Genomic DNA, 22,574 nt, shown 5'->3' with positions numbered 1-22,574 from the left:
AGCATGGCAGACACTGCAATTCAGTGGAGTAAGGACGCCGACGGTATTGTCACGCTGACAATGAACGACCCGTCCAGGTCGGCCAACGTTATGAACGAGATTTACATCGAATCGATGGGCAATGCGGTGGATCGCATTGTTGCGGAAAAAGATTCGATTACCGGTGTGGTTATAACCAGCGCTAAAAGGACTTTCTTTGCCGGCGGTGACCTCACCGCGATGATCAATACTGGATCAGAAGAGGCCGGGCAATGCTTCGACACTGTCGAGACGGTCAAGAAACAATTGCGCACCCTGGAAACGCTGGGCAAGCCGGTCGTTGCCGCCATCAACGGTGCCGCGCTGGGCGGCGGTCTGGAGATCGCGCTCGCATGTCATCACCGGATCGCTGCCGACGTCAAGGGCAGTCAGCTCGGCTTGCCTGAAGTGACGCTGGGGCTGTTGCCCGGCGGCGGTGGGGTGACCCGCACGGTGCGGATGTTTGGCATCCAGAACGCGTTCGTCAACATTCTGTCACAGGGCACCCGCTTTAAGCCTGCCAAGGCTAAGGAGATCGGGCTGGTCGACGAGCTGTTGTCAACAGTCGAGGAGCTGGTGCCCGCGGCTAAGGCGTGGATCAAGGCCAACCCGGAAGCGCACGAGCAGCCGTGGGACAAGAAGAGCTACGAGATGCCCGGTGGTACTCCGACCTCGCCAGGGTTGGCGGCCATTCTGCCGTCATTCCCGTCGCTGTTACGCAAGCAGCTCAAGGGCGCGCCGATGCCGGCCCCGAGGGCCATCTTGGCCGCCGCGGTCGAGGGCGCGCAGGTCGACTTCGACACCGCCAGCCGTATTGAGAGCCGCTACTTCGTTTCGCTGGTCACCGGCCAGGTCGCCAAGAACATGATCCAAGCGTTTTTCTTAGATCTGCAGCACATCAATTCCGGTGGGTCTCGACCCGACGGCATTGGTAAAACCCCGATCAAGAAGATCGGTGTGCTGGGTGCGGGTATGATGGGCGCCGGTATAGCCTACGTCTCGGCCAAGGCGGGCTACAACGTGGTGCTTAAGGATGTGAGTCTTGAGGCCGCGCAGAAGGGCAAGAGCTACTCGGAGAAGCTGGAAGCCAAGGCGCTAGAGCGGGGCCGCACTACGCAGGAGAAGAGCGACGTTCTGCTGGCGTGCATCGCCCCGACAGGCGACCCTACTGATCTCAAGGGCGTTGACTTCGTGATCGAAGCCGTCTTCGAGAACCAGGAACTCAAGCACAAGGTGTTCCAGGAGATCGAAGACATCGTCGACCCCAATGCGGTACTCGGGTCGAACACCTCGACGTTGCCGATTACCGGTCTGGCGACCGGCGTCAAGCGGCAGGAGGACTTTATCGGGATCCACTTCTTCTCTCCGGTCGACAAGATGCCGCTGGTCGAAATCATCAAGGGCGAGAAGACCTCGGACGAGGCACTGGCCCGGGTGTTCGACTACGCCCTGGCTATTGGCAAGACCCCGATTGTGGTCAACGACAGCCGCGGCTTCTTCACTTCGCGGGTGATCGGCACTTTTGTCAACGAGGCGCTGGCGATGCTCGGTGAGGGGGTGGAACCATCCAGCATTGAACAGGCAGGTGCGCAGGCTGGCTACCCGGCGCCGCCGCTGCAGTTGTCCGACGAGCTGAATCTGGAGCTCATGCACAAGATCGCGATCGCTACCCGCAAGGGTGTCGAGGATGCCGGCGGCATGTATGAGTCGCACCCGGCAGAAACCGTGGTGGAGAAGATGATTAAGCTCGGCCGGTCCGGGCGCTTGAAGGGTGCCGGCTTTTACGAGTACGTTGACGGCAAGCGGTCCGGGTTGTGGCTCGGTCTGCGGGAGACGTTCAAGTCGGGCTCGTCGCAGCCGCCGTTGCAGGACATGATCGACCGGATGCTGTTCGCCGAGGCGCTGGAAACTCAGAAGTGCCTCGATGAGAACGTGCTGACGTCCACTGCCGACGCCAATATCGGGTCCATCATGGGTATCGGTTTCCCGCCGTGGACCGGTGGCAGCGCGCAGTTTATCGCCGGCTACTCTGGCCCGGCCGGTACCGGCCAGCAGGCCTTCGTGTCCCGAGCCCGTGAGCTGGTGGCCAAGTACGGCGATCGCTTTCTGCCGCCGGAGTCGCTGCTATAGTCGTTTTGGTTTTTGGTCGCGTTCGGCCGGTCCTAGCGTCGAAACATAACCTGGGGGCTGCGCACGGGAACAACTATCTGCCGTTCGTAGATGTTCCGTTTGCCTGTTAGCACGTAAGCGCTGAGTATCGAAAGACTGGTGTTGCCATCCACCGCGGGCCCCGGGCAGTGTAGTAGGCGTCACTGGCTAGCACGATTCGTCCGCGCGGCCAGCTGGCTAGCTGCCAATGAGTGATCGAGTAGAAATAGAATGCTGTGGGTGCCCGTTCGGGCTTGCTAAGCCAGTTGTTCATCTGCGTATGTATCTTGGTCAACCCCGCGCGCAGCAACTCCTGCTGACGCAAGGAATCTCGGTAGTGATACTTGAGTTCGTTTTCGGTGCGGAACAGGAACATTGCGTGCATCGTCGAGGGGTTGCGCAGTGTAGATCGCCGCTAGACGGCCAGCGTCGATGTGACTGATCACATCTGGTCTTCGTGTGCAAAGCTTTTTCGGCAACGACTCCACCACCCGGTACCCACCAAGGAATTGGGTATGCCCGGAATCCTCACCGAAAACAGGGGACGAACGTTTGAGTGCAGCCCGCCGGGGTTCCTACCACGAAGTCGGACTTGCGTGGCGTCGCGCGCTCGAAGGTCACCTCGCTGTCGGGGGTGCGTGGCCGTGATCAGAGTTACCGAACTAGGTACTCGATGTGGTCGCAGCCGACGTCGTAGTACGCCTCGCTAAGATTGTCACGCACGATTGCACACGTGCCTGTCGGATACAGGCTGCCTACAGCCTTGGTGGATATCTATGCGGACCAGTCGGCGCGTGGCCCTCGCGGCCAAATTCGTCTCGGCGTTCGTTCTGGTGGCCAGCGCCTCGATCCGCGGCAGCACGCCCAACTTCGCTGAATTCTCCGACAAGCTCCTCACCTACTTAACGTTTGGTAAGCTTAACCACCCGTGCTTACCTATCGGTAAGTCAGTTACGCTTGTTGTAGTGAATAGCCTCCGTCAGGCACCCGACGGCACATCCAAGAGAGTCGTTCGGGACCTGTTTCTTCAGCAGGGTGCAGCAGCGTGCCAGCCTGCACGACGTCGCCGGACAAGTTGGGGATCATCAAACCCGCGCTGTACTGTCATCTATGTCTCGTGAGAAGCCCTGTTGCGCAGCATCTTGGTTCCGCTGATCGACGGGGGCGAGCAATTCGTTACCAACCAGGAAAAACTTGGCTAAACCGGTTCCCGCGAGTTGCTTCAGTTATATGCCAGTTTACACTACCGGCACCATGGAGGATTTCGTACTGGTGTGGGCCGAACTGACGGCCCTGGGCCGAGCTTGGCCTCATGGACAAGGCGTTGGCGTGGCGTTACCGGCTCGGCAAGGCTGGTATTCGGTTCGAATCCGACGACAGCAGAGGCCCAGGACTCAGCGCTAAGTCCACCCGCGCGGGTGGACTTAGCGCAACCCTTTATCAAAGCGTTGCGAGTGTCCTCGGTAGACGTTGCGCGCGTCGCGCTGGGAAAATGCGACTAAGCCGGGTGGCGGCATGAAGTGAGTCATCATCCTAGTTTGTAGATATTTTAGGAATCGTTCTGGCACAATAATTCTTGTGCGAGCGTGCATCACGTTGCAGCTCTGCTTCTAGGAAGCTAGACCGAGTAGTACGGCCGTTGCAGCAGTCGTAGCACCAGGTGAATAATACCTGCATTAAACAGATTTTTTGTTGGCGATTTTCAGCTGAAATAGTTTCACTCCTATTGCTGGTTATGGTCATCCATCGTATTTATGGTAGCGCTGTCAGAAACTAGGTTAGGTCCTTGTTATCGATTTGCGGTACGCGGGTTCGGCCTGGTTGTCTGCCTTGCGAAACGGTCTCTGTGTGGGCGCCATATGTGGCAGGCTAACAACACCACCACCACCACCACTCGTTCACTCCCTTGACTATCAACAACGTATCCTCGGCATCAGCCAGCGCTTCAACCAAACCCGGAGCGTCGATGGTGACTGCGGACTAGAACTCTACACTGAATCCTTTGTGAGGAGCGGCTAAGAAACACTCCCGATGGTGGCGAACGCTATGCTGTTACACCGCTGCTATCAGTAAGTCGTTGGTAGCACGTTGGCGATGTAGCAAATTTGTTGCAAGTAGAAGCTGTCTTCTTCACTGTGGGTCGGATCATTTGGCGGCCAGTGTTTTTCGTGGATTTCTCTGGTGCGGATCAGCAACTGGTGGCGGCCAGCGACATTGATGAGTCGCACGAGATAAGCAATGCTGTTGTCAGTGTGAAGGTTGAGTGCGATTGCGGGATTGCGGACTAGTACACCAGCACCGAACGTTCCATGGACTAGGTCCGGCAAGGTCGATCTGGCACAGTCGGTATTCGGGTGGGGAAGTTTACGGCCCGGCTTGTCACCTTCGGTGGTGACCCAGACCATGAACGGTAACCATGAAGGCTGGTGCGCCGGCTGGATACGGGGCTGATGAGCGGCGATCTGTTTGGACACCGATCCCGCTATGCCGTGGCCATAGGCTTGGTTGGTGCTATTTAGGGAAGGCTGTGAGCACTACTACACATTGATAATAATTACATTTTATGCAATTTGCAACATTTACTGATCTTAACTTGGCGTTGCGCTCCTCGGGGTCGTGTAATAATTTCTGCGCATAACGCGAGAATGTATGTGGAAAGAAGGTATTTGATCAGCACGGTTGGGTCAGAGTGCCTTTCAGGAAAATCTGAGCTGTCGATGAAGCTCGATAAATTCTTCAAAGATAATGCGAAGCCTCGCTGAGGTAGCGCTGTTTAAAGTTGTAGCCGCGACGGTAGTCACCAAACAGACCGGATATCGATCATCACGGCCTACATGTCGCAGCAGTACGCCGGGGTCAAAAACGACCTGACCGTACAGCATCATCGCGCTATCGACGAATTCTTTCGTTTCCCAACGTCTTACCTGATCGACTTTGACATCGATCCATGCATCGATGTCAATACCAACCTCGTATAAGTGCTACGTGATAGTGGGGTATGTGACCTGGCAATGTGTTCCTCCGGCTTAACTCCCTAGTACCGCAACAGCTTGGCAGCAATGGTTGATCATGTGCACCAGCTTGAGCAACTTCCTCCGGTCGTACCTTCCCAGGTAAGCTACTTCGGTGGCAATGTGTAATGTCGATCTATTCGTTCTAGCACGTACGTTGTCGATCCCTGGGCGCTGGAACAGCGGAGAAACTCTCCTGTTAAAGAGGTCTTCCTATCCAGCTAATACCCACCGATATCTTGACAGCCACTGAAAAGCAGTGTGGGTTATGGTTATCCAGCGTTGAAGACCTGCTCTTTTACCAAGTCGGGACGTCGGACTACCACATCGATCAAATCGTGTGTCACGAAATCGGACACATGGTATTGGGACACTCCGGCGGTCGACAAGTCGATATCGAAAGCACACCGAACGTCGAGATGTTTCGCAAACTGCTACCTGAAATCTATCCCACTACAGTGCAAAGCGTGTTGGGGAGTAAATTTTTGTTGACGATCAAGAGCGTGGCGCTGAAGTGTTCGCGAATGTGCTGGTGATCGCCGCAGTCGAAGCCGGCGAGCAAACTTCGATGATGTGCAACGTCTTCTTCCAATGCGCTTGACTCAGGAAATCCATTGATGAGTTCGACAGTGTCAGGTGTGATTGCCTGGCCGTTGATCATGTTTACGATGACCATTGTCGTCACGCGCTGTCGATGGTTAAACAACAACCTGTATGGCATATACCTCAACAACCTTATGGCATTTACGCTATTGGATCAGTTGCTGCATGAGCACCTCGTGCATAACACACTGTCCATGGTCCGCTGATACCTAGCAACATATATGGCGTTGTGTTGGCTTGGCTATCACTGAATTTATTGGTTTCATCTTGCTGTGGACGGGATTGTCGCCGGTCAAAACGCGTCGAGGCAACGATCGCCTGGCCGTGCTGTTTCTGTGCGCGGCATATCTCATCTGTGGCACCCACGCTCCGGCCTTCGTCAAGTTTCTTGAAGCCGCCGGAGGCTGGGATTGTGTAGTCGCCCGGGCCTTCTGCATGACCCTGATCGTGGTCTTAGGTTTTTGAACCTACTCTGGAAGTCTCTGCTTGAGCCGCGTAATGTCACCCAGCGCAGCGAACGCCTCATCACCATCAACACACTGCTACTGGGTGTACTGCTTGCACTGACCGTTCTGCAAGAGGTTTTCCTGCAGATTTCCGACCAACTTGGCTGTACTGATACCGCTGACTACAGGTTGCGGGTCCGCAGGTCTATGAATTTCTGGACGGTGTTCGGCACCGCATGGTCAGTGTTGTGCCGTGCATGATGAAGTTACTTGGCGGCCCGGGACTAGATCGGATCAGCCGCAGCTGGCGTAAGTTGTAGCCGTTGCGGCAGAGTATGGTAACTGCGGTCCTACAATGTGCACTCTACTTCGACATCGATGACCGTCGACACCTTAAAACCACGCTGCAACGATACCAAACCGTAGTAGAAATTCGTGACGCCATCTTGGCCGCTCCTTTTTGCAGTGAAATAGCCCGGGCCGATCTAGTCAGGTTCCTCTAACGCTGCACCGGCTTGGGAACATGACGCCGCAATCGAGATTCTGCATCTGGGCTTAGGCCGTCAGAGACAAAGCCGCTGGCGCCACGCCTGAGCCAGGCCCACGTAATGCTGAGCGGGCAACAACTCTGGGAGGGGTAAGCAACCCAAACTATTGAAGCTGGCGAAATGGTGGTCGGCCGTCTACGCTGCCACTGGACACATCGACACTATCCGGACTCGATACGATGAAGGTAAGTTCGTCAGTATGGGCCTGGTTATCCTCATGTCGATTCCATGTCAGCGTTTGCAGTTGTTTATTGTTGGTGATATGATCACTATTCGCTTTGCCAAACTGCCTAAGGACTGACCGTTCAGTTCGGCAAGGCTTGGCAGCGGAATCGTCGAGCAACGCATCTCAGTCCTGTCGATCATCGCGCTGGCTGACCCCATTGTTATTGACTAGATCAATGACGAAACCGTGTGGGAAAACATATTGGGCTCGTTATGCGCAAACTGCGCCTCCTTATGGGTGACGAGCTGTTCACCCGCTTATAACAAGGAATCCAACTGGGGCAAGGCTCACAACAATTCTATTGCCCGCCTTTACCAAAACAGCTATGGTGATTTACCACCGCACCATGGCTACTGCGGTGCGTGAATTCATCGAGTTCTGGGCTACCGACGATAGCGCCGACCGATTCTAGATCGACATCCCTGCCCAAGCTAACCGGCTCCCCACCGAAATCATTACCAGTACCGGACTGGGCTACTCCTGCAGCAAACTCAGGAGGAGCCCAGCAGCAACGCATTTGTTACGTGTAAGCAGCTACTTCAGACTTACCTCCCGCATCAATGCCATACTGTTTTATAACAAACTCTTCGGGCAAAATACCAATAACAGCATGTCACACGACAATGCCTACATCCGCCGACGAATACCTCTTCTCGTATTTAGGTTGGCGGCTGTCGTCACCCGACAGCAAGTCAGCACGACGACATTCTCGACATCATGTTGTACAGTGCCGATCCCAGCACCGGCGAGCAACTCGACACTGATAATGTTGTTAACCAGATCCTCACGCTGTTAGTCAGCGGCAGCCAAACATTGGCCAACGCCATCGCGTTCGCCTTGCACTATCTCCTCTCCATCCACCACGACATCGCCGCCCAAACCCGCCGCGAAATCTACCAAAACCGGTCAGATCGTGGTATCGCCAACGTATCGTATTGTTCGGCGATGTCGTTAAACTGCGATGCTTACGTCGTGTCGTCGACGCAACTTTGCGGCTGTGGTCTGGTGGTGCCCTGCTACTTGCGCCAGGCTCGCCGTGACACCACTCTCGGAAACGGCACATCTCTTTTCCACAAAGGCCAATGGGTGATCGTCCTGTTAACCGCGCCGATGCCTGGGGGCCCGATGCTAACGAATTCAACCCCGACCGAGTCTTGCCGGAAATTTGCAGGAAGCTGCCCCGTATACCTATAAATCCTCTTTGGGACCGGGCTCCGCACCTGCATCGGTCGCCGATTCGCCCTCCACGAAATGGCGTTGGAGTTGACGATGATCGTGCATCAATACATACTATCTAGAGCCGACCCGGGTACTGCCTATCGATCTCCGAGGCGTTCACACTTAAAACCGTCGGTCTGCACGGCTACACAGCCTTCTCTAAACCAAAATTGCTGCTGACTGCATACAACGAAACTACCTTTGAACTTCAGCTTTCTGGCTAAGTGGTGCCCGCGTTGAGCTAAATATTGGTCGTGATGTACCTCGTTTTGACCGGAGGTGCGGCCAGTAATGAAGGCAACTTCGCCCGACCTTCGTTGGCACGAAATCTGTGCTATGCTTAGCATTGCTCAACTGTGTCCCAGAATTCGTAGATGATCCGGTGCGTTTCGTTGTATTGATTGACGAGCATGTCAGTGCTGAGGTTCCCGTCGAAAGCTTGGGTGTCCCCATAGCACCCAGCCTATGACGTCGCTGGTGGCTTGCACCCCTTCACAGCTTGAATTTCAGTTCTAATAGCACTGTAATTTACATGGTTATCTCTATGAGTTGCAACTGCGATTTCAAGGTAGCTGTCGTTGTGCGGTTGCTTCATCAGTCTCGCATGCCACATGGGTATTGCGCGGAGGGCATCACACAGAACTAGGAAAGTGATATCCATAATTTGTGGGGGTGACCTATTAGTCGGTGCGGTGCGGTGCGCCGGGACGGCAGCCGGAGCATGCGGGTTACGGCAATAAGAATTCAACTTCCGTTTTTTTTGTGTAACGCTGTTGTACTTCTCAGTGAGCGTGTTTTCTTCTGTAGAAGACGCTTGTCCCCGAGATCTCTACCTGGTATGCCGAAAATCGGCAGTTGATCGACGGTCAATACGGTGACTGTGGTGCCACCACCTTTCTTGCACAGCCGAGGTGGCTGTGGCGGACAGATTAGCGAGTTGTTGTTGCTGCGCCGGTGGGACTGTGGTGGCGTGGACCATCCAGGGTTTCCTGATCGGATCGCCGTTATGCCGGCCCGACTGGCACGCATTTCGTGCCAGTCGGCATAGGCCTGGTCCCGCTGGGCGACGTGACCCCGGTCGAGGATCGGCTGATCGAGAACGACCCGGTCAAGTTGCAGTTCGCCAGGAGGTCGAGCCCACCATGGTGTCGCTCACCAATGACGAAGGCAGCAAAGAAATCCTCACGTACGTGTTAGCTCCGGTCGGAGCTGGAGATGACTAATGATGTAGCTACCGTTGGGGTGGGTCTGCATCCTTTTGGGAGGTTCGATAAGACGCGATGCAGATGGGTTACGTCCAATCCACGCTGACGGACGCGGGGTGACGAGCGTGCGCCACAGCAGCCAGCGCCATTCAACAGGACGTTGACACTATTCGGTTGGGCAAGTACGACATCGGCGTCATTGTAGGCCTGGAAACGTACCTCGCGGAGCCTTCGCTGACGATCCCGCTAAGTTGGGCTGCCGCAGTGGTACGTGCAGAAAGGACAGTTCGTCACCACCAAGTTCTTCGGCATGAAGGCCAACAAGTCACAACATTTCCCAAGCCACGCTGGCTAAAGTCGCTGCTAAGAACTACTGCAACGGCGCACTGAATACGAATGTGTTCCGTCGCAAGCCGATTCTTAAGGACGAGATCCTTAACGCAATGCATGTTCTGTGCGCTCAATAAGGGTGCCTTCGCCGTGATCGTGTGCCTTGGCGATATCGCGCACAAGTTCACCGACAAAACGGTGCATGTGCATGTTACCGAGATCCGCACCCGGCGTTATGGCGCCTACGAGGTGCATGCCACTTTTGCCCCGTTAGTCGAAGACGCTTCGCCTAAGAGGTGTACGATTGCTAAGGCTGTCTACCGGGGACGGCAGGCATCGGACCTGAGGACATCGACTTCGCCCAGTTGCAGGACATCAGTGCCGGCGCCCGAGGTCATTCAAATGGACGAGACGGTCCTGTGCGCCGACGGCGAGCAAGAAAAACTAGCGAGCTGGTAGCGTCAAGCTGCGAGGCAAGGCGGGCGAGCGTCAGGTGTCCGGCAATTCGCGTGTTGGTCTGGTCCAAGTGTACGGCATGCATGAAATCTCGTTAGCGATCACTCTGTCAGGCTAGATCGCCGGGCCCAGCAGGTCGTCGGCGTCGCGGATGATGTAGCTGTAGCCTTGCTCGGCTAAGAATCGCTGCCGGTGTGCGGCGTATTCGGCGTCCAGGCTGTCGCGGGCAACCACGGAGTAGAAGATCGCTCCACCGCCGTCGGCCTTAGGTCGCAGCAACCGGCCCAGCCGCTGCGCTTCCTCTTGACGTGAGCCAAAAGTTCCCGAAACTTGTACCGCAACAGCGGCTTCCGGCAAATCTATGGAGAAGTTGGCAACCTTGGAGACCACCAGTGTGAAGACTTCACCGCGGCGGAAAGCGTCGAATAGCGCTTCGCGTTCTTTGGTTCTCGTTGATCCTTGAATGATTGGAGCGTTGAGCTCGGAACCAAGTTCGTTGAGCTGATCCAGGTAGGCACCGATCACGAGGGTTTGCTCGCCGGGGTGTCGGCTCAGCACCGACTTAACCACTGCAATCTTCGAATGCGCTGTCGAGCAGACACGGTAGCGTTCTTCGGGTTCGGCTGTGGCGTAGGTCATCCTTTCGTTATTCGTCAACGTGACCCGGACTTCGACGCACTTTGCTGGCGCGATCCAGCCTTGTTCCTCAAGGTCCTTCCACGGCGTGTCATAGCGTTTCGGGCCGATCAGGGAAAACACGTCACCTTCGCGGCCGTCTTCGCGGATCAACGTGGCGGTCAGGCCCAGCCGCCGCTTGGACTGCAGGTCAGCGGTCATCCGGAACACCGGTGCGGGCAACAGATGCACCTCGTCGTAGATGATCAGGCCCCAGTCGCGGCTATTGAAGAGTTCCAGATGACGATACTCTCCTTTGGTGCGGTGGGTGATCATCTGGTAGGTCGAGATGGTCACCGGTCGGATTTCCTTGCGCTCTCCGGAGTATTCGCCGATCTCGTCCTCGGTCAGCGAGGTGTGCGTGATCAACTCGCGTTTCCACTGTCGGGCAACCACGATGTTGGTGACTAAAATGAGCGTCGTCGCACCGGTTTTCGCCATCGCGGCCGCCCCCACTAGCGTTTTGCCAGCGCCACATGGCAGCACTACCACCCCGGAGCCGCCAGACCAGAATGAATCGGCTGCTAGCCGCTGGTAATCGCGCAGCTGCCAACCGTCCTGATGCAGGATAATCGGGTGCGCCTCACCATCCACGTAACCAGCGAGATCCTCTGCGGGCCAACCGATCTTAAGCAAAAGCTGTTTGATCCGGCCACGTTCGCTGGGATGGACGACGACTGTGTCGTCGTCGATGCGGCCGCCCACCATCGGTGCGATCTTCTTGTTATGTAACACCTCCTCCAGTACCGTGCGATCCAGGCTTACCAGCGTCAGGCCGTGGGCGGGATTCTTGACCAGTTGCAGCCGCCCATAGCGGGCCATGGTGTCGACGATGTCGACCAGCAGAGGCTGTGGCACTGCGTAGCGCGCATGACTGATCAACGTGTCGACGACTTGTTCGGCGTCATGACCTGCGGCGCGGGCGTTCCACAACGCTAGTGGTGTGATGCGGTAGGTGTGTACGTGTTCGGGTGCGCGTTCCAGCTCGGCGAACGGTGCTATGGCTGCACGTGCCGCATCGGCTAGCTTATGGTTCACTTCGAGCAGCACCGTTTTATCGGACTGCACTATCAACGGCCCGTCGGTCATTAGTGCTGCTCCTTCTCGTCGTTTCGTGAGAGTCCATTATTGGCTGTCGGACGACACCACTGACGTGATGCGGTGGATGACAAAGTCACGTAGCCGCCCGGTACCCGGATCGAAGGCCACCAGCTGACCACCCCGTATGGCAATAGGCGATACCATCCGTTGGGTGGCAATGCCGGCAGCGTCGAGATAGCCGATCACCAGCGTGGTCTTTTCTTTCGTGGCGCGTTGCAACAGCGACATGGTGACGGTCGGGTCGACGCGTATACCGCCAAACGGTGTGGCGGCCACTTTACGTAGTACCGCGATGACCGCGTTGAGGGTCTCAAGGTTGGGGCGCTGCAGTGGGCGGTATGGCCGCCGATGCTGTGGGGTGGGCAATCTCGCTCTGCGAGGCCGGACGTCGACGATGGAACCGGAGGAGTCTTCGGCTGCTGGGGCGAACCCTGCGGACTGCAACGTGACGAGGACTTCGGCGATGGGGGCGGGAGACACCGCCACCGTCGGAGCTAGGGCCCGTAGCTGCAGTTCCTCTGCGGCCGCCACTGTCTGGGTCAGTAGTGCCGGGTCTTCGCACCGGACGAACGATGCGGCCATGCCGATCCGGAGCTGGCCATGTCGGCGCGCAACATCATTGATGAGATATGTGAGCCTTTGTGGAACCGGGGTTTTGGAATGATTCGTGAAGAGTGCATGCATCCAATCGCGAGTCTTGCCGATGTCGAGTGCATGCCGGATCGACTGCTCGCTGATGCGGTACACCATCGCCGTGCCGGCTGATTCGACGGTGGCCACTGTGCCCAGTTCCTTGGCAAGATTGCGTTGCAACGGCCCGGGTACCACGACCGTCAGGTCGGCTTGCACGAGAAAGTGGTCGATCGGTTCGGGCAGTGCCCGCGTCATCGCGGCGACCGCGATGGCTGGGTCGGCGGAGGCAATGGCCTCGTCCAACAGTGCGCGTCCAGGCGTGCTGATTGCACCGCGACCCACCAGTCCCATAGTGTGGCCCTCGGCTAACATATCGGCGACCGGTCCGGGCTGCAGCCGCCTGGCCCAGCGTGGGCGCCGCCAGATCAGCGCCGCCGACGCCTCGGCTGCTTCGACACCGACTCCGGCTGGTAGTTCGGCGAGCATGCCGAGCAAAAGCCTGCGATCCAGCGGTGCCGCCGTAGAGTATAACGAATTTGACAGGGCGCCATAAGACTTGGCGTCTGGTCCGCGGCTGCCGATCAACGCGGGCCGGCACTGCAAGTCAAGCCAGGTGCTGGCCAGCAGGTGCCAACGCTCCGCGGGAGGCATTGCGGTGAACCGGTCAGTGGCCACCGTCGGCGCCCAATAAGGGCTGTCACCAGTGGCTGGCTCTGGATCGGGTATGCCGCTGGCTATTAATCCAGCCGCGGCCGTGACCTCGAGGAGCAAGCCCAGTCGCGGCTCGTTGATGCCGGTAGCTTTGGCTAGCCGCTTGAATTCACGAACTCCCAATCCGCCGTTGCGTAGTTCGTAAACCGGTGCGCTGCCGAGGGTCTCGAGCAGTACGTCGAGTTCGTGCAGTGCCTCGATGACTGCCCCGGCTGCTTCGGCGTCGGCGTCGTTGGGTGTGGTTACCGAAACCACCGGATACGGCTGCGTCAGCTGCGTTGGACCGGATTGCTCGCCGCGTAGCACCTGCCCGACGCGGCGGGGCAGAATCACCGTATCGGCATCGATGCGTCGTAGCAGACCCATCGCGAGCAGCTGTGGCACCGGCCGATCGGGTGGAGCTCCGGGCGCGGCGTCGCGGGTGCGCCCCAGTGGGGACCCTTCGAGCAATTTCTGCAGCACGTCCCGTTGGGTTTGACTGAGGCGAGCGATCAGCTCGGCGATTTGTTCGCCGGTGCTCGAGATGTCCTCGAGTGTGACTTGCCCCGGATGCCACGGCAACGCCGCGGCAGCGGCAGCAGCTATCCGGACTGTGGTCTCACCCCAGGCCAGGGCGCGTTGCCGAAGGTTATCTAGTGCGCTGACCACGTCGGCCTGGGGAGCGCGGTCGCCGATCAGCGCCTTTAGCTTGGTGGTCGGTACCGGCGTGCTATCGGCCTGCAGTACCAGCAGTGCATCGATCACCGCGAATTGCAAGAAGTTGAGTTCGTCGGTGGCAGCTTTGATTGATTGACGGGCCTGTGCCCGCGCAGCTAGCGCCGCGATACTGCCAGGTGGCGGTTGGGCCAGGTCGGGTCGCAGCTCCAGTAGCTGGATCAGCCGCTCGTCGGACAAGTCGGCCAGCCAGGATCCCAGCGGGATATCCGGGGTGTTGTCGGTCATTGCTGACCAGCGTAAAGCCAGCGAGGTGTGACGCAATGCTGAGTGACTCAGCGGGTGAGCAAGACCTGCAGCGCGGTGCTTCGCGTCACATGCGAGTATGAAATCTGTAAACTACTATGTCGTGGCTGACATTGCTAAGAGCAAGGCGCATAAAAGCAGATACGTAGACAACGGCTGGCCGACGACTGATCCAGACCACCACGCTGTAAGCGAATTGGTGACCGATTGCGCCGGTGCGTTATCGCCATTCGGCGACCTGGTGTTTCCGGTGCCCGCTGACGACCTGCCCTACGTGCACCCGGTTACTGTTGTTAACCGGTAGGGCCGTCGAGATGGCTAGGGCCGCTGAAGCGCCTAGGTCTGCTGCGACATGCGGGTCGGGAGGAATCCCGCTCGGTTCTGTTGTCTCAATACTTGAAAAAGCGAGGGGCGGTGCAACATGGGGTCGGGGACGTTACCGAGAAGATCGCCACAGGCTTACTGCTGTTGACGCGGGAGCCTTGCACACCCAGGTGCACGTGGTGGCCGTTGATCTCGACCGGCAGCCTGGCTCATCAAAAGGTGATGCGCTGGCTACCGAGTGGGTGGCGGGTATTCTGGCGGTCAAACCCACCAGTGACCTGATCCCGCTATGCCACCAGTTCGCCCTCACCGGTGTTGGTGTGGATTTCACCGTCGTCGACTACGGATATCGAGATCACCCTGGACGATGTATAGCACCGACCGTGCAGGCGTGACTATGGAGGAGTTGACTGCCGTCAGTATGGCAGGACTAACACTCTACGACATGGCTAAAGCGGTTGATCCGGCCTGCATTTATAGCATTATGGATGCTCCGCAAGGAGAGCGGCAAACGCGGAACTTGGGCACGGTGATGTGCGGCTGATCCGCCTGCATTATTCGTACTCAATACTCGGGCGTCGGCCGGTGGGTATGACGGCCAATTCGGGCTAATCATCGTCGAATGCCTTGGAGAGCATGGCTTTTCGCCAGTGCAACCGTAGATGGTTGCCGATGGGAACTCGGTTGGTGAGGCACTGCGCGACGCGGTCGACGCGTGTGTCGACGTGATCATCACCTCGGGTGGTAACGATATTTCGCCTAGTGTATAGTACCCCGGACCAGACTATGGTTGTGCTGGTGGATTACATGAGGATGACATCATCCGCCGCAGCGGGTTGTCGAAGGTACCGACGTAGGTGCTATCGCCCGGCGGGTGCGTGACGACCTTGCCATATGTGCCGATGTGCTGGACCACGTGCTCGATCAATTCGCCGGCGGAGATCGCCAATGATGATGCTGGTGCTGCCCGCCGCTATAAACGATCAGCCGATCTCACTGGCCGAGCATGAGTATCTAGTTGAATCATCAGCTGGTCGGATCCATCGTCGTTTTCGTTGGAATGATCCGCTACTATGACGGCAGACGTCGGGTGTTGCGGGTCGCCTATTTCGCACATCCGCCGGTCGCCCAGGTGTTCATTGATGTGTTGGTTGAGCAGTCCAACAGGGTGCGTGCGGTCGCGGCTCGCTATCGACAGGGGCATTCCCCTAATCTGGTTGGCCCCATAATAATATTTAGGGGGGCGGCTACCGGTGTGGAAGCATCAGTTCGTCGATGGACGGTGCCGGGCGAGTGCGTGGGCTCGGCCTAGTGTTAGCTGAGGATGGCCGGCTGGGCCAGTGCGGCCAGCGCGCCGTTTCTGTGCACGTCTTCCGGCCCGGATCGCTTGCCACAGTTGCTGTATGTAGCCGATGCTCGAGGTCTGCTAAGGTCGCGCCAGGGGTGAGGGTACGTCGCCCGGTGTCGGCGGGAAGTTGTCGGCCGGCGGCTGGGGCGGAGCGGGCTCTGCAGGTGGCGGTGGGGCTAGCGGTGCTGGCGCACCGTTGATCCAGGGCGCGCCCATCCCTGCAGGAAGAACTTCCTGCAGGGATGGGCCCGATAATCCGTGACCGCAGGCAGGCCAGGCGCCGCTACCCTGGGTCGCCAGCACGCGCTCAGCGACGGCAATTTGCTGTTCTCTGGTAGCCAGTTGAGCCGATGGTGCGTACTCGCCACCACCATGCGACGCCCAGGTACCTTGCGAGAATTGCAGGCCACCGAGGTATCCGTTGCCGGTGTTGATTGACCAGTTCCCACCGGACTCGCAACGGGCTACCTGATCCCATTCGCTGTCGGTGGCCGGGCTCGCCTGTCCGGCCAGAGCGATACTGCCGTCTAGCATCGCCCCGGTAAAGGTGATTTTAGCGACGATGATGCTCGATGTAGTGAGTTTACGGTAACTTTCACTCATACGCCAGGTATTCCTCTCGATACGCGCTTGCGAAGTCAGCTGTCGGATTCGGGTTGGAGAGGCTGCCCCGCCGACGTCGTAATCATCAGGAAAACGGCGTCGACTTGACCCCAAGGCCGCGCACGGCCCCGGCCCGATCGTTGGCGGACTGGGGTGGGTGCCCCGCCTCTATCCACGGTTAGCGTCCCCGCCTACGTGGATGGAGATTGGTACTTTGGGGAGGGAAGAACGCCACTGGCTAGCTTGACGAGCCTTCGCAGAAGGTAGCGGCTGCAGGCGCTCTCGTCACGTGTTGAGAAACTTGGCGTTTCGGTTGTTGTTATATGACAAGAGACCAATATCTGAAGTTATTGGCCCAGCTTGCGAGGGGTTCGATGCCATCCTGTTCCCACGTCATATTTTCTGTTATATGCTGAAAGTCACAATCTCATCCGCCTATAGAAGGCGGCAAAACGTCGATTGTGTCATTGGAGCGCAGCGCTATGGTCTGGTCGCGCACCGTGATGCGATATGAGCGCATAGGCTCAAAATCGTAGCGAGGCGCGAACCCTGGCCCGCAAGGCTCGCTACCAGCTCGGCGACCGTGGCGGCCGGCCGTAATGTCATTGTCTCCGATTCGGTACCTGTGGTTACTCGCGCGGCTACGTGGTTTAGCACATTGACCCGAATTCCGACGGATTGGTCCGGGTGTCTTAAGCGCATCGATTACGCTCATCGGGCGATTGGGCTGGACGAAGTTGGGCTTGTTTATGCTGTGGCCAGCAGGCTACGAAGGTCGGTCTCCTGACTCGAGAAAAAAACAACTGCGGATTTGGTTGTCGGCTGTCAGCAGGGCAAGGTTGCAGCTTGCACAGAAAGCATGCGACACTGACTTGATGACGCCAAACTTTCCGGACGGTGTTTCAAGGCCTGTGTTAACCAGCCAAAGTTCAGCCGGAGTCTAGCCTTGCGGCGCCGGGTTCTGTCACAACTGGGGAAGGAATTGGGGCCGTAGTGCTACTCTAGCACGTTATAGTAGTTTAGTGCGTCAGTAGTTTAGTGCGTCCTCACATTGTCATTGGTGCCCAGCGTCCAGCTGTATCTGCCTTGATAACCCGCAACTGATAAGCTCCGGTTCAGTACAAAACCGCAACAGCTCGACGACATGCTTGCGGCCGCTTGTCTGGTTCAACACCGAATTCGCCTTGAACAGCGGGAGATCTGTGTGATTCATTACGGCTAAGCCGGGTCATCACGTCAGCGAGTTGTTCGCGACGGGTGATGGTCGTAAAGTTGTTCTGGTCCACCCTGTCCATAGACATGTCGATTCATTCCAGGCCCGCGTCAGCCAGAGTGCCAGCATTTCCGGGTCAGTCCTACACCGTTGGTGGTCAACGAGCTCTCTGGGCGGGGACGCAAACTGGCCGCTGCTGCGATTACCTCTTCGAAGTGCCGGGCCAAGAGCGACTCACTACCGGTGAACCGGATGTTGGTGACGTCGAGCCGGGTGACCGCGATGCTCGTGAGCCTGGTAAGCTCGTCTCGCTGCGGCAGTTACTGGCCTCGTAGTTATCCTCCAGGTCTGCTGTAGGTATGTGCAACTAGATGCAACGCAGAGTTGGTGAGTGATACCCGCAGTTCGTTGGCTCTCCTGCCGCATGTAGTCCACTACTAGGGCTATCGCGGCACGTCCTTGAGCGGAGGCGTGGTGGTTCATCCGGCTCTAGTGTGTGGCCAGGTATTGTTGGCACTCCCGACGCGGTCAGTGTCATACGGGTACTCGTTCGAATCGAGTTGACGAGCCGACTTCGACGATGTTTTTTGCCCAGCAGAACCAGCGGAACCGGGATGAGCTTGGAGTTAGTCAACGTCAGCGGAATACCGACGATCGTGACCGCCATCGCCGCGACACTGAGCAGGTGCCTGATCGTCAACCATAACCCGAACGGCAGTACTCAGATGGTGTTGCCGACGAGAGCTCTCGTCCCGGCTCCTGGCTTGTTGACTATCGTCCGGTCGAATGGCCACAACGCGTAAGACGCTATGCGCAAAGCTTCGAGGCCGAAGGGGATGGTGGACGATTAGCGAGAAGCTGATAATTGCTGCAAGTAAGTGGCAGAGGACCAACCAGAGGCTGCCGAAAACCAGTTAGGTGACGTGTTTAGGATCAGGCCGCATATCTCCTTCAGCGGTAGTGCCACCCTACTGGGTAACGGCTAATCTGGGTGCTTCGCGGGCAACTGCCCGAGTAAGATTGGAAACTAACATTGTGTCCCGCCTACGTAGGCGGGACGTTTGTTCTGTTGTCCATCTTAGTGATCTGTTAGACAAGCAGGTGAGACCAGTGCCGACCGGCAAGGTGAAGTGGTATGACGCCGACAAGGGGTTTGGCTTCCTTTCACAGGAGGATGGCGAAGACGTCTATGTTCGCTCGTCGGCGTTGCCCGCGGGTGTCGAGGGGCTCAAAGCCGGGCAACGGGTAGAGTTTGGCGTGGCTTCTGGCCGGCGTGGGCCGCAAGCATTGAGCCTCAAGTTGATTGATCCGCCACCGAGCTTTGCTCGCCAAGTGCGCCGCGAGGCGCTGGCCGAGCACAGGCACAGCCCGGATGAACTGCACGGCATGGTCGAAGATATGATCACTTTGCTGGAGAGCACGGTGCAGCCCGAATTGCGTAAAGGCCGCTACCCGGATCGCAAAACGGCCAGGAGGGTATCTGAGGTGGTCAAGGCGGTGGCCCGCGAGTTCGACGCGTAGTGGGGGTCTTAGTGGGTTGATTAGCTTGAAGGCAGCGCTGCGCAGCGTCGTCTTTCTCATTGTGGCTGGCTTCCTCTCCTAGGGTGCCTTGACTTCTTGTGCCCGAGGACACCCGGGTGGCGTCAACGTACCGAGTTGGCCTCCGACAGGTCAGTTTCATCGACGAGAGCAATCCTCAGAGTGTGTGTGGCACCGGGTATTGAACGTTTTTTCCCGACTCAGGGCCCAGATCCATCGGACAAGCCGTTCCATTCCAGATGCCGTTTTCACCAAACTGGACTTCTACCGCGAATTGCCGCCGGTGCTCGACGGTTACCGGAATTCGCTGATCTGGTTCTCGTATGGCCGCGGAAATAACGGGCATGCAGTACGTGTGGTGTTCTTAGGCACTGGCCAGTCGTGGGTACGTGGTGGCTGCAATCAATCATTACCGTGCCAACACTTATCACTCGATCATGGATTACCTAACTAGCAAACTTTGTCAGCGGACAAAGGACTTGACCTTTACCGCGAATTTCTTTGTTGGCAAATCAGTTTAGAGGTACATTGGTGGACTACAAAAGGACTACAAAAGGATTGGAGTGGCCGGGCACTCGTAGGGGGATTCACGTCGCTGTGGATCGGCGGTACGCGAGTCAACACTGAGCAATTCCTGGCCTTCCAGTAGGGCGTGAAAAACCATTTAGCGATCCCAGCAGACATTCGAGACCAGCTACCGCTGGACGCCGCCCCAGCTTTTGACGTCACAGACCCACGAATCAAAGTAGTTTTTTTGTGATGGCTCCCGGTGTTCTCCAGAACTTAGGTATGGACGAGGCTGGATTGCATCAGTTGAGACTGCCCGACTATAGCACTGTCTGTGCCTATGACACCAATTATCCTCCAAGCGGAAGACCGAATTCGCTGCCTCCAACATTTTCCTGCGCCAAGTTCAACGTCCTACCCAGCGATGTCGACCACGAGGTTTTCGGCGATGAGTGCACCCAGGGAGAAGCAACGAGTTTCCCGAAGCATACATCGATGCTCTGAGTGTGGACTGCCACGCAATCCACACCGAAATCGCCGAGGCTGAAGCCCAGTTCTTCGCGACTGTGTTTGGTGGCTGACTAGCTGCTGATGTCTGAGGCCGATGGCGGTGTTTCAAGTCTGTCGACCCCGGTACATGCAGCTTCGACACGGCTTATCCACTTCGTTCGGCAGCGACGTGCACCAGCTCACAGCTGATGGAAGAACTTATACCTAATCCTTAGGACATCGGTGCATTATAGCATGTGGGCAGGGAGTGGGGTATCCAAAACGTTGTGCTAAGTCGTTAGTGATGGGGAAGTAAGTAGAGGTTATTCAGGAGAAAGCACGAACCCTCGCCGAAGCATACTGTGAAAGTTGTTGGTATAGAGTAGATTTAGTCAAAAAACTGTTCTTTGGTCACTTTTTCCAACTCGTACATCCGTCTCCTAAGCCGTTCGATGTCGAAGCGGCTCGTACAGCCGCGTTTTTGGACCAGCTGCAGCAGTTTCTTGTCGCCGTTGACGGGAGTGTTATCGAGTGCGATGCGCAGATTCCTGATGAATACGTGAAAGACTTTGTCGGCCTGGGTTGCTTCGGCATGCATGAATATACAGACCGGAGTATGGCGGTTTGCACATGTCGCAAGTAGCCTACAGCTGTGCGCTGATGATGACTACCAGCGTTACCCCAGTCTCGGCGTACTGTATATAGTTTACCAGTTTATTGGAATTAGCCGAACTACTAAAGCTTGCTGGGATCTCGTAACAGAAGCGGATGTTCTTGCCGCGGTGTGCCGCTGGTGCCGTTTCTGCTTATCGAAGCGTAGATCCAGCCCGCCTCGCCTCGGTGGCTACACCGGTCTACGATAGGCAAGCCTATGAACTCGAAGGTGTTAAGTTGCGGACCACCAACGGTTGTAGTAGCAGAATTGCTGGTGGTCATGGCCCGAGTATCCCGCAACAAAGGGTATCGAGGGGAGTCAGCCGTATTCGTGGTCTAGGCTGATTCACTCTGAGGGTCACCGTGGAGCGGCGTAACAAGTGCATGGGACTACGGGGCATCGAAAACGGCGGTAAACCAGGCTCCATCGTGTTAGCATCCTCGTCGAAAAGTTAATCGGGCTAGGAAGGTGACGGCCTGAAGACTTGGCCGTCAAAATGGTCACTGAAGATCGCAGGAGAATAGTCCAGCTAGTGCGCGCCATGGGGCAAGTCAGTTGGCAAACATGAAACGGTTGCCAGTGAGATTGCATTCATCGTCGCCATCAATTATGCACCGCAAGCGGTGGTGGAGCTGTCTGGCCAGATGGTCGACGAAGGGTGTAACGACATAAGGATCGAAATGGCGTTGGCTAAGTTCTGGTTTAGTGAGATGGTCTGCCGTATTGTTTACGAGCTGATCCAAACCCGGGGTGGACGGGGCTACGTGACAGCCGGATCTCTCGCGGCGCGTGGCGAGCGTGCGGTGACAGCCGAGCGGATGCTGCGGTAACTGCGGATCAACCGCATCTTCGAAGGATCAAGCGATATCACATGCTGCTGTTCATCGCCAGAGAGGCGCTTGACACCCGATTTCACTACCGAAGGTGCCCTGACGAAACTTAACGTCAAGTTGCAAGAAAAAGTTACAGTTGGCGTGAACGAGTTCTATGCAAATCTATGCAAAATAGTTGTTGAAACTAGTCTGTGGCGAAGGCCAACAGCCCGCAGCGTATACATAGCTAGTTCGGTCCGATCGCTTTCTACCTGTGGTATGTTGAACGTTCCCCGAGTAAGTTGGCCTGCACAAATTTTACGGGATGGCTTGTTGGCAAGTCTTTTTGGAACACGGGCAGGGATTTCTGGATCGCATTGTCGGTATTGGTGCTGAGCTGTTCGCCATGTCGGTTGTGTGTGCTGAGTCTCGGTGTCTGACAGATCCTATCGTCGGTCAACAATTATACGAGCTGGACTAAAAATTTTGCGAATATTATGCGGGCGGAGGAGCTCTTCTATGCGTTATGGAATAATACCGACAGCAGTCGATGTTCAACTGACAAAAGTCGTTCTGCGGGGCCGCTATATCTACTGGAGGATGGGCTGGTAGATTGGCTTAAGGCTATTGGACCGTAAATCACGTACTGGGAGGTGGTCGGGTCGAGCGAGTCCAATCTGGCTCTACGGTTTTCACGGTGTCCTCCTTAGTATTAAGGTTGCTCCGATCACATTTGTCACGGTGCGTAGTATGCAACCTGTTGGGACTGTTTATTCTTGGATCCGGTTCATCTTG

At 56.9% G+C, this 22,574-nt stretch carries 14 protein-coding genes, 9 pseudogenes and 1 riboswitch; of the genes and pseudogenes, 15 read left to right on the top strand and 8 right to left on the bottom strand.

Annotated features, from left to right (window positions below):
• The first annotated feature begins 3 nt into the window (after window positions 1–3).
• Entirely contained in the window at window positions 4–2,148 is a 2,145-nt protein-coding gene (locus ML_RS11060; RefSeq protein ID WP_010908742.1) for a 3-hydroxyacyl-CoA dehydrogenase NAD-binding domain-containing protein, read from the top strand.
• A gap of 106 nt (window positions 2,149–2,254) precedes the next feature.
• On the opposite strand, the gene ML_RS11055 is transcribed toward ML_RS11060, so the two are convergent.
• The 3 genes from ML_RS11055 to ML_RS11045 all read right to left on the bottom strand — a co-directional run bounded on the left by ML_RS11055 (window position 2,255) and on the right by ML_RS11045 (window position 5,862).
• Entirely contained in the window at window positions 2,255–2,542 is a 288-nt protein-coding gene (locus ML_RS11055; protein WP_049769863.1) for a hypothetical protein, read from the bottom strand.
• 1,690 nt (window positions 2,543–4,232) lie between these two features.
• The gene (locus ML_RS11050) at window positions 4,233–4,640 is read right to left on the bottom strand and encodes a hypothetical protein (RefSeq protein WP_041323199.1); all 408 of its coding nucleotides are present in this window, start codon (window positions 4,638–4,640) and stop codon (window positions 4,233–4,235) included.
• A 982-nt stretch (window positions 4,641–5,622) separates the two neighbouring features.
• On the bottom strand, window positions 5,623–5,862 hold the full coding sequence (locus tag ML_RS11045) for a hypothetical protein (RefSeq protein WP_145985208.1): 240 nt from the start codon (window positions 5,860–5,862) through the stop codon (window positions 5,623–5,625).
• A 155-nt stretch (window positions 5,863–6,017) separates the two neighbouring features.
• Between ML_RS11045 and ML_RS11040 the strand changes: the two genes are divergently transcribed.
• The 7 genes and pseudogenes from ML_RS11040 (at window position 6,018) to ML_RS11015 (ending at window position 10,327) form a co-directional block, all read left to right on the top strand.
• Window positions 6,018–6,245, top strand: a complete 228-nt coding sequence (locus ML_RS11040) for a hypothetical protein (RefSeq protein WP_041323193.1) — start codon at window positions 6,018–6,020, stop codon at window positions 6,243–6,245.
• On the top strand, window positions 6,242–6,487 hold the full coding sequence (locus tag ML_RS11035) for a hypothetical protein (protein ID WP_041323190.1): 246 nt from the start codon (window positions 6,242–6,244) through the stop codon (window positions 6,485–6,487). Before ML_RS11040 ends, ML_RS11035 begins: the two co-directional genes overlap by 4 nt.
• Before the next feature lie 62 nt (window positions 6,488–6,549).
• Window positions 6,550–6,729 (top strand): hypothetical protein, encoded by a 180-nt coding sequence (locus ML_RS19515; protein WP_368730487.1) that lies wholly within the window; start codon window positions 6,550–6,552, stop codon window positions 6,727–6,729.
• Window positions 6,730–7,702: 973 nt separating this feature from the next.
• Window positions 7,703–8,194: pseudogene (locus ML_RS11030) on the top strand (cytochrome P450); the annotation flags it as partial.
• On the top strand, window positions 8,195–8,398 hold the full coding sequence (locus tag ML_RS19510; protein WP_119608002.1) for a cytochrome P450: 204 nt from the start codon (window positions 8,195–8,197) through the stop codon (window positions 8,396–8,398).
• A gap of 645 nt (window positions 8,399–9,043) precedes the next feature.
• A pseudogene (locus ML_RS11020) lies at window positions 9,044–9,441 on the top strand (PhlB family protein).
• Window positions 9,434–10,327, top strand: a pseudogene (locus ML_RS11015) (thiolase C-terminal domain-containing protein). Before ML_RS11020 ends, ML_RS11015 begins: the two co-directional pseudogenes overlap by 8 nt.
• Here ML_RS11015 and ML_RS11010 read toward each other — a convergent pair.
• Together ML_RS11010 and ML_RS11005 are read right to left on the bottom strand one after the other, a co-directional pair.
• The gene (locus tag ML_RS11010) at window positions 10,324–11,973 is read right to left on the bottom strand and encodes a DNA repair helicase XPB (RefSeq protein WP_010908740.1); all 1,650 of its coding nucleotides are present in this window, start codon (window positions 11,971–11,973) and stop codon (window positions 10,324–10,326) included. The pseudogene ML_RS11015 and the gene ML_RS11010 overlap by 4 nt on opposite strands.
• Before the next feature lie 36 nt (window positions 11,974–12,009).
• Window positions 12,010–14,271, bottom strand: a complete 2,262-nt coding sequence (locus tag ML_RS11005) for a helicase-associated domain-containing protein (RefSeq protein WP_010908739.1) — start codon at window positions 14,269–14,271, stop codon at window positions 12,010–12,012.
• 121 nt (window positions 14,272–14,392) lie between these two features.
• Here ML_RS11005 and ML_RS11000 point away from each other — a divergent pair, with 121 nt between their 5' ends.
• From ML_RS11000 to ML_RS10985, 5 genes and pseudogenes are all read left to right on the top strand, one after another.
• Window positions 14,393–14,593 carry a hypothetical protein gene (locus ML_RS11000; RefSeq protein ID WP_162618285.1) on the top strand — a complete coding sequence of 67 codons (201 nt, stop codon included), beginning with the start codon at window positions 14,393–14,395 and terminating at the stop codon, window positions 14,591–14,593.
• Between the two features lie 178 nt (window positions 14,594–14,771).
• Complete coding sequence (locus ML_RS17560) at window positions 14,772–15,008, top strand: cyclic pyranopterin monophosphate synthase MoaC (protein WP_269147024.1); 237 nt, start codon at window positions 14,772–14,774, stop codon at window positions 15,006–15,008.
• Window positions 14,903–15,157: a cyclic pyranopterin monophosphate synthase MoaC gene (locus ML_RS19505; RefSeq protein WP_414085497.1), complete on the top strand. Its 255-nt coding sequence runs from the start codon at window positions 14,903–14,905 to the stop codon at window positions 15,155–15,157. Before ML_RS17560 ends, ML_RS19505 begins: the two co-directional genes overlap by 106 nt.
• A gap of 10 nt (window positions 15,158–15,167) precedes the next feature.
• Window positions 15,168–15,565, top strand: a pseudogene (locus ML_RS10990) (molybdopterin-binding domain-containing protein); the annotation flags it as partial.
• Window positions 15,565–15,935, top strand: a pseudogene (locus ML_RS10985) (molybdenum cofactor biosynthesis protein MoaE). The pseudogenes ML_RS10990 and ML_RS10985, both read left to right, overlap by 1 nt.
• Before the next feature lie 188 nt (window positions 15,936–16,123).
• Here the strand turns inward: ML_RS10985 and ML_RS10980 are convergent.
• From ML_RS10980 to ML_RS10970, 3 pseudogenes are all read right to left on the bottom strand, one after another.
• Window positions 16,124–16,564: pseudogene (locus tag ML_RS10980) on the bottom strand (transglycosylase family protein); the annotation flags it as partial.
• Between the two features lie 8 nt (window positions 16,565–16,572).
• A riboswitch (cyclic di-AMP (ydaO/yuaA leader) is annotated at window positions 16,573–16,758 on the bottom strand.
• A gap of 503 nt (window positions 16,759–17,261) precedes the next feature.
• Window positions 17,262–18,315: pseudogene (locus ML_RS19500) on the bottom strand (radical SAM protein); the annotation flags it as partial.
• Window positions 18,316–18,363: 48 nt separating this feature from the next.
• Window positions 18,364–18,691 (bottom strand): annotated as a pseudogene (locus tag ML_RS10970) (YccF domain-containing protein); the annotation flags it as partial.
• Between the two features lie 196 nt (window positions 18,692–18,887).
• On the opposite strand from ML_RS10970, the gene ML_RS10965 reads away from it, so the two are divergent.
• Together ML_RS10965 and ML_RS18140 are read left to right on the top strand one after the other, a co-directional pair.
• Window positions 18,888–19,298 carry a cold-shock protein gene (locus tag ML_RS10965; protein WP_010908736.1) on the top strand — a complete coding sequence of 137 codons (411 nt, stop codon included), beginning with the start codon at window positions 18,888–18,890 and terminating at the stop codon, window positions 19,296–19,298.
• A gap of 1,339 nt (window positions 19,299–20,637) precedes the next feature.
• Window positions 20,638–22,489 (top strand): annotated as a pseudogene (locus tag ML_RS18140) (acyl-CoA dehydrogenase family protein).
• Window positions 22,490–22,574: the final 85 nt, after the last annotated feature.

The organism is Mycobacterium leprae TN (assembly GCF_000195855.1).
In the GTDB taxonomy this organism is placed as follows: domain Bacteria; phylum Actinomycetota; class Actinomycetes; order Mycobacteriales; family Mycobacteriaceae; genus Mycobacterium; species Mycobacterium leprae.
The sequence above is the reverse complement of the archived record's forward strand: the minus strand, read 5'-3'. Positions and strand labels throughout refer to the sequence as shown.

Bases quoted from the DNA above. Each gene is read 5' to 3' on its own strand.
- ML_RS11060 (WP_010908742.1), top strand. From the start codon at position 4: ATGGCAGACACTGCAATTCAGTGGAGTAAGGACGCCGACGGTATTGTC.
- ML_RS11055 (WP_049769863.1), bottom strand. From the start codon at position 2,542: ATGTTCCTGTTCCGCACCGAAAACGAACTCAAGTATCACTACCGAGAT.
- ML_RS11010 (WP_010908740.1), bottom strand. From the start codon at position 11,973: ATGACCGACGGGCCGTTGATAGTGCAGTCCGATAAAACGGTGCTGCTC.
- ML_RS11005 (WP_010908739.1), bottom strand. From the start codon at position 14,271: ATGACCGACAACACCCCGGATATCCCGCTGGGATCCTGGCTGGCCGAC.
- ML_RS19505 (WP_414085497.1), top strand. From the start codon at position 14,903: ATGCCACCAGTTCGCCCTCACCGGTGTTGGTGTGGATTTCACCGTCGT.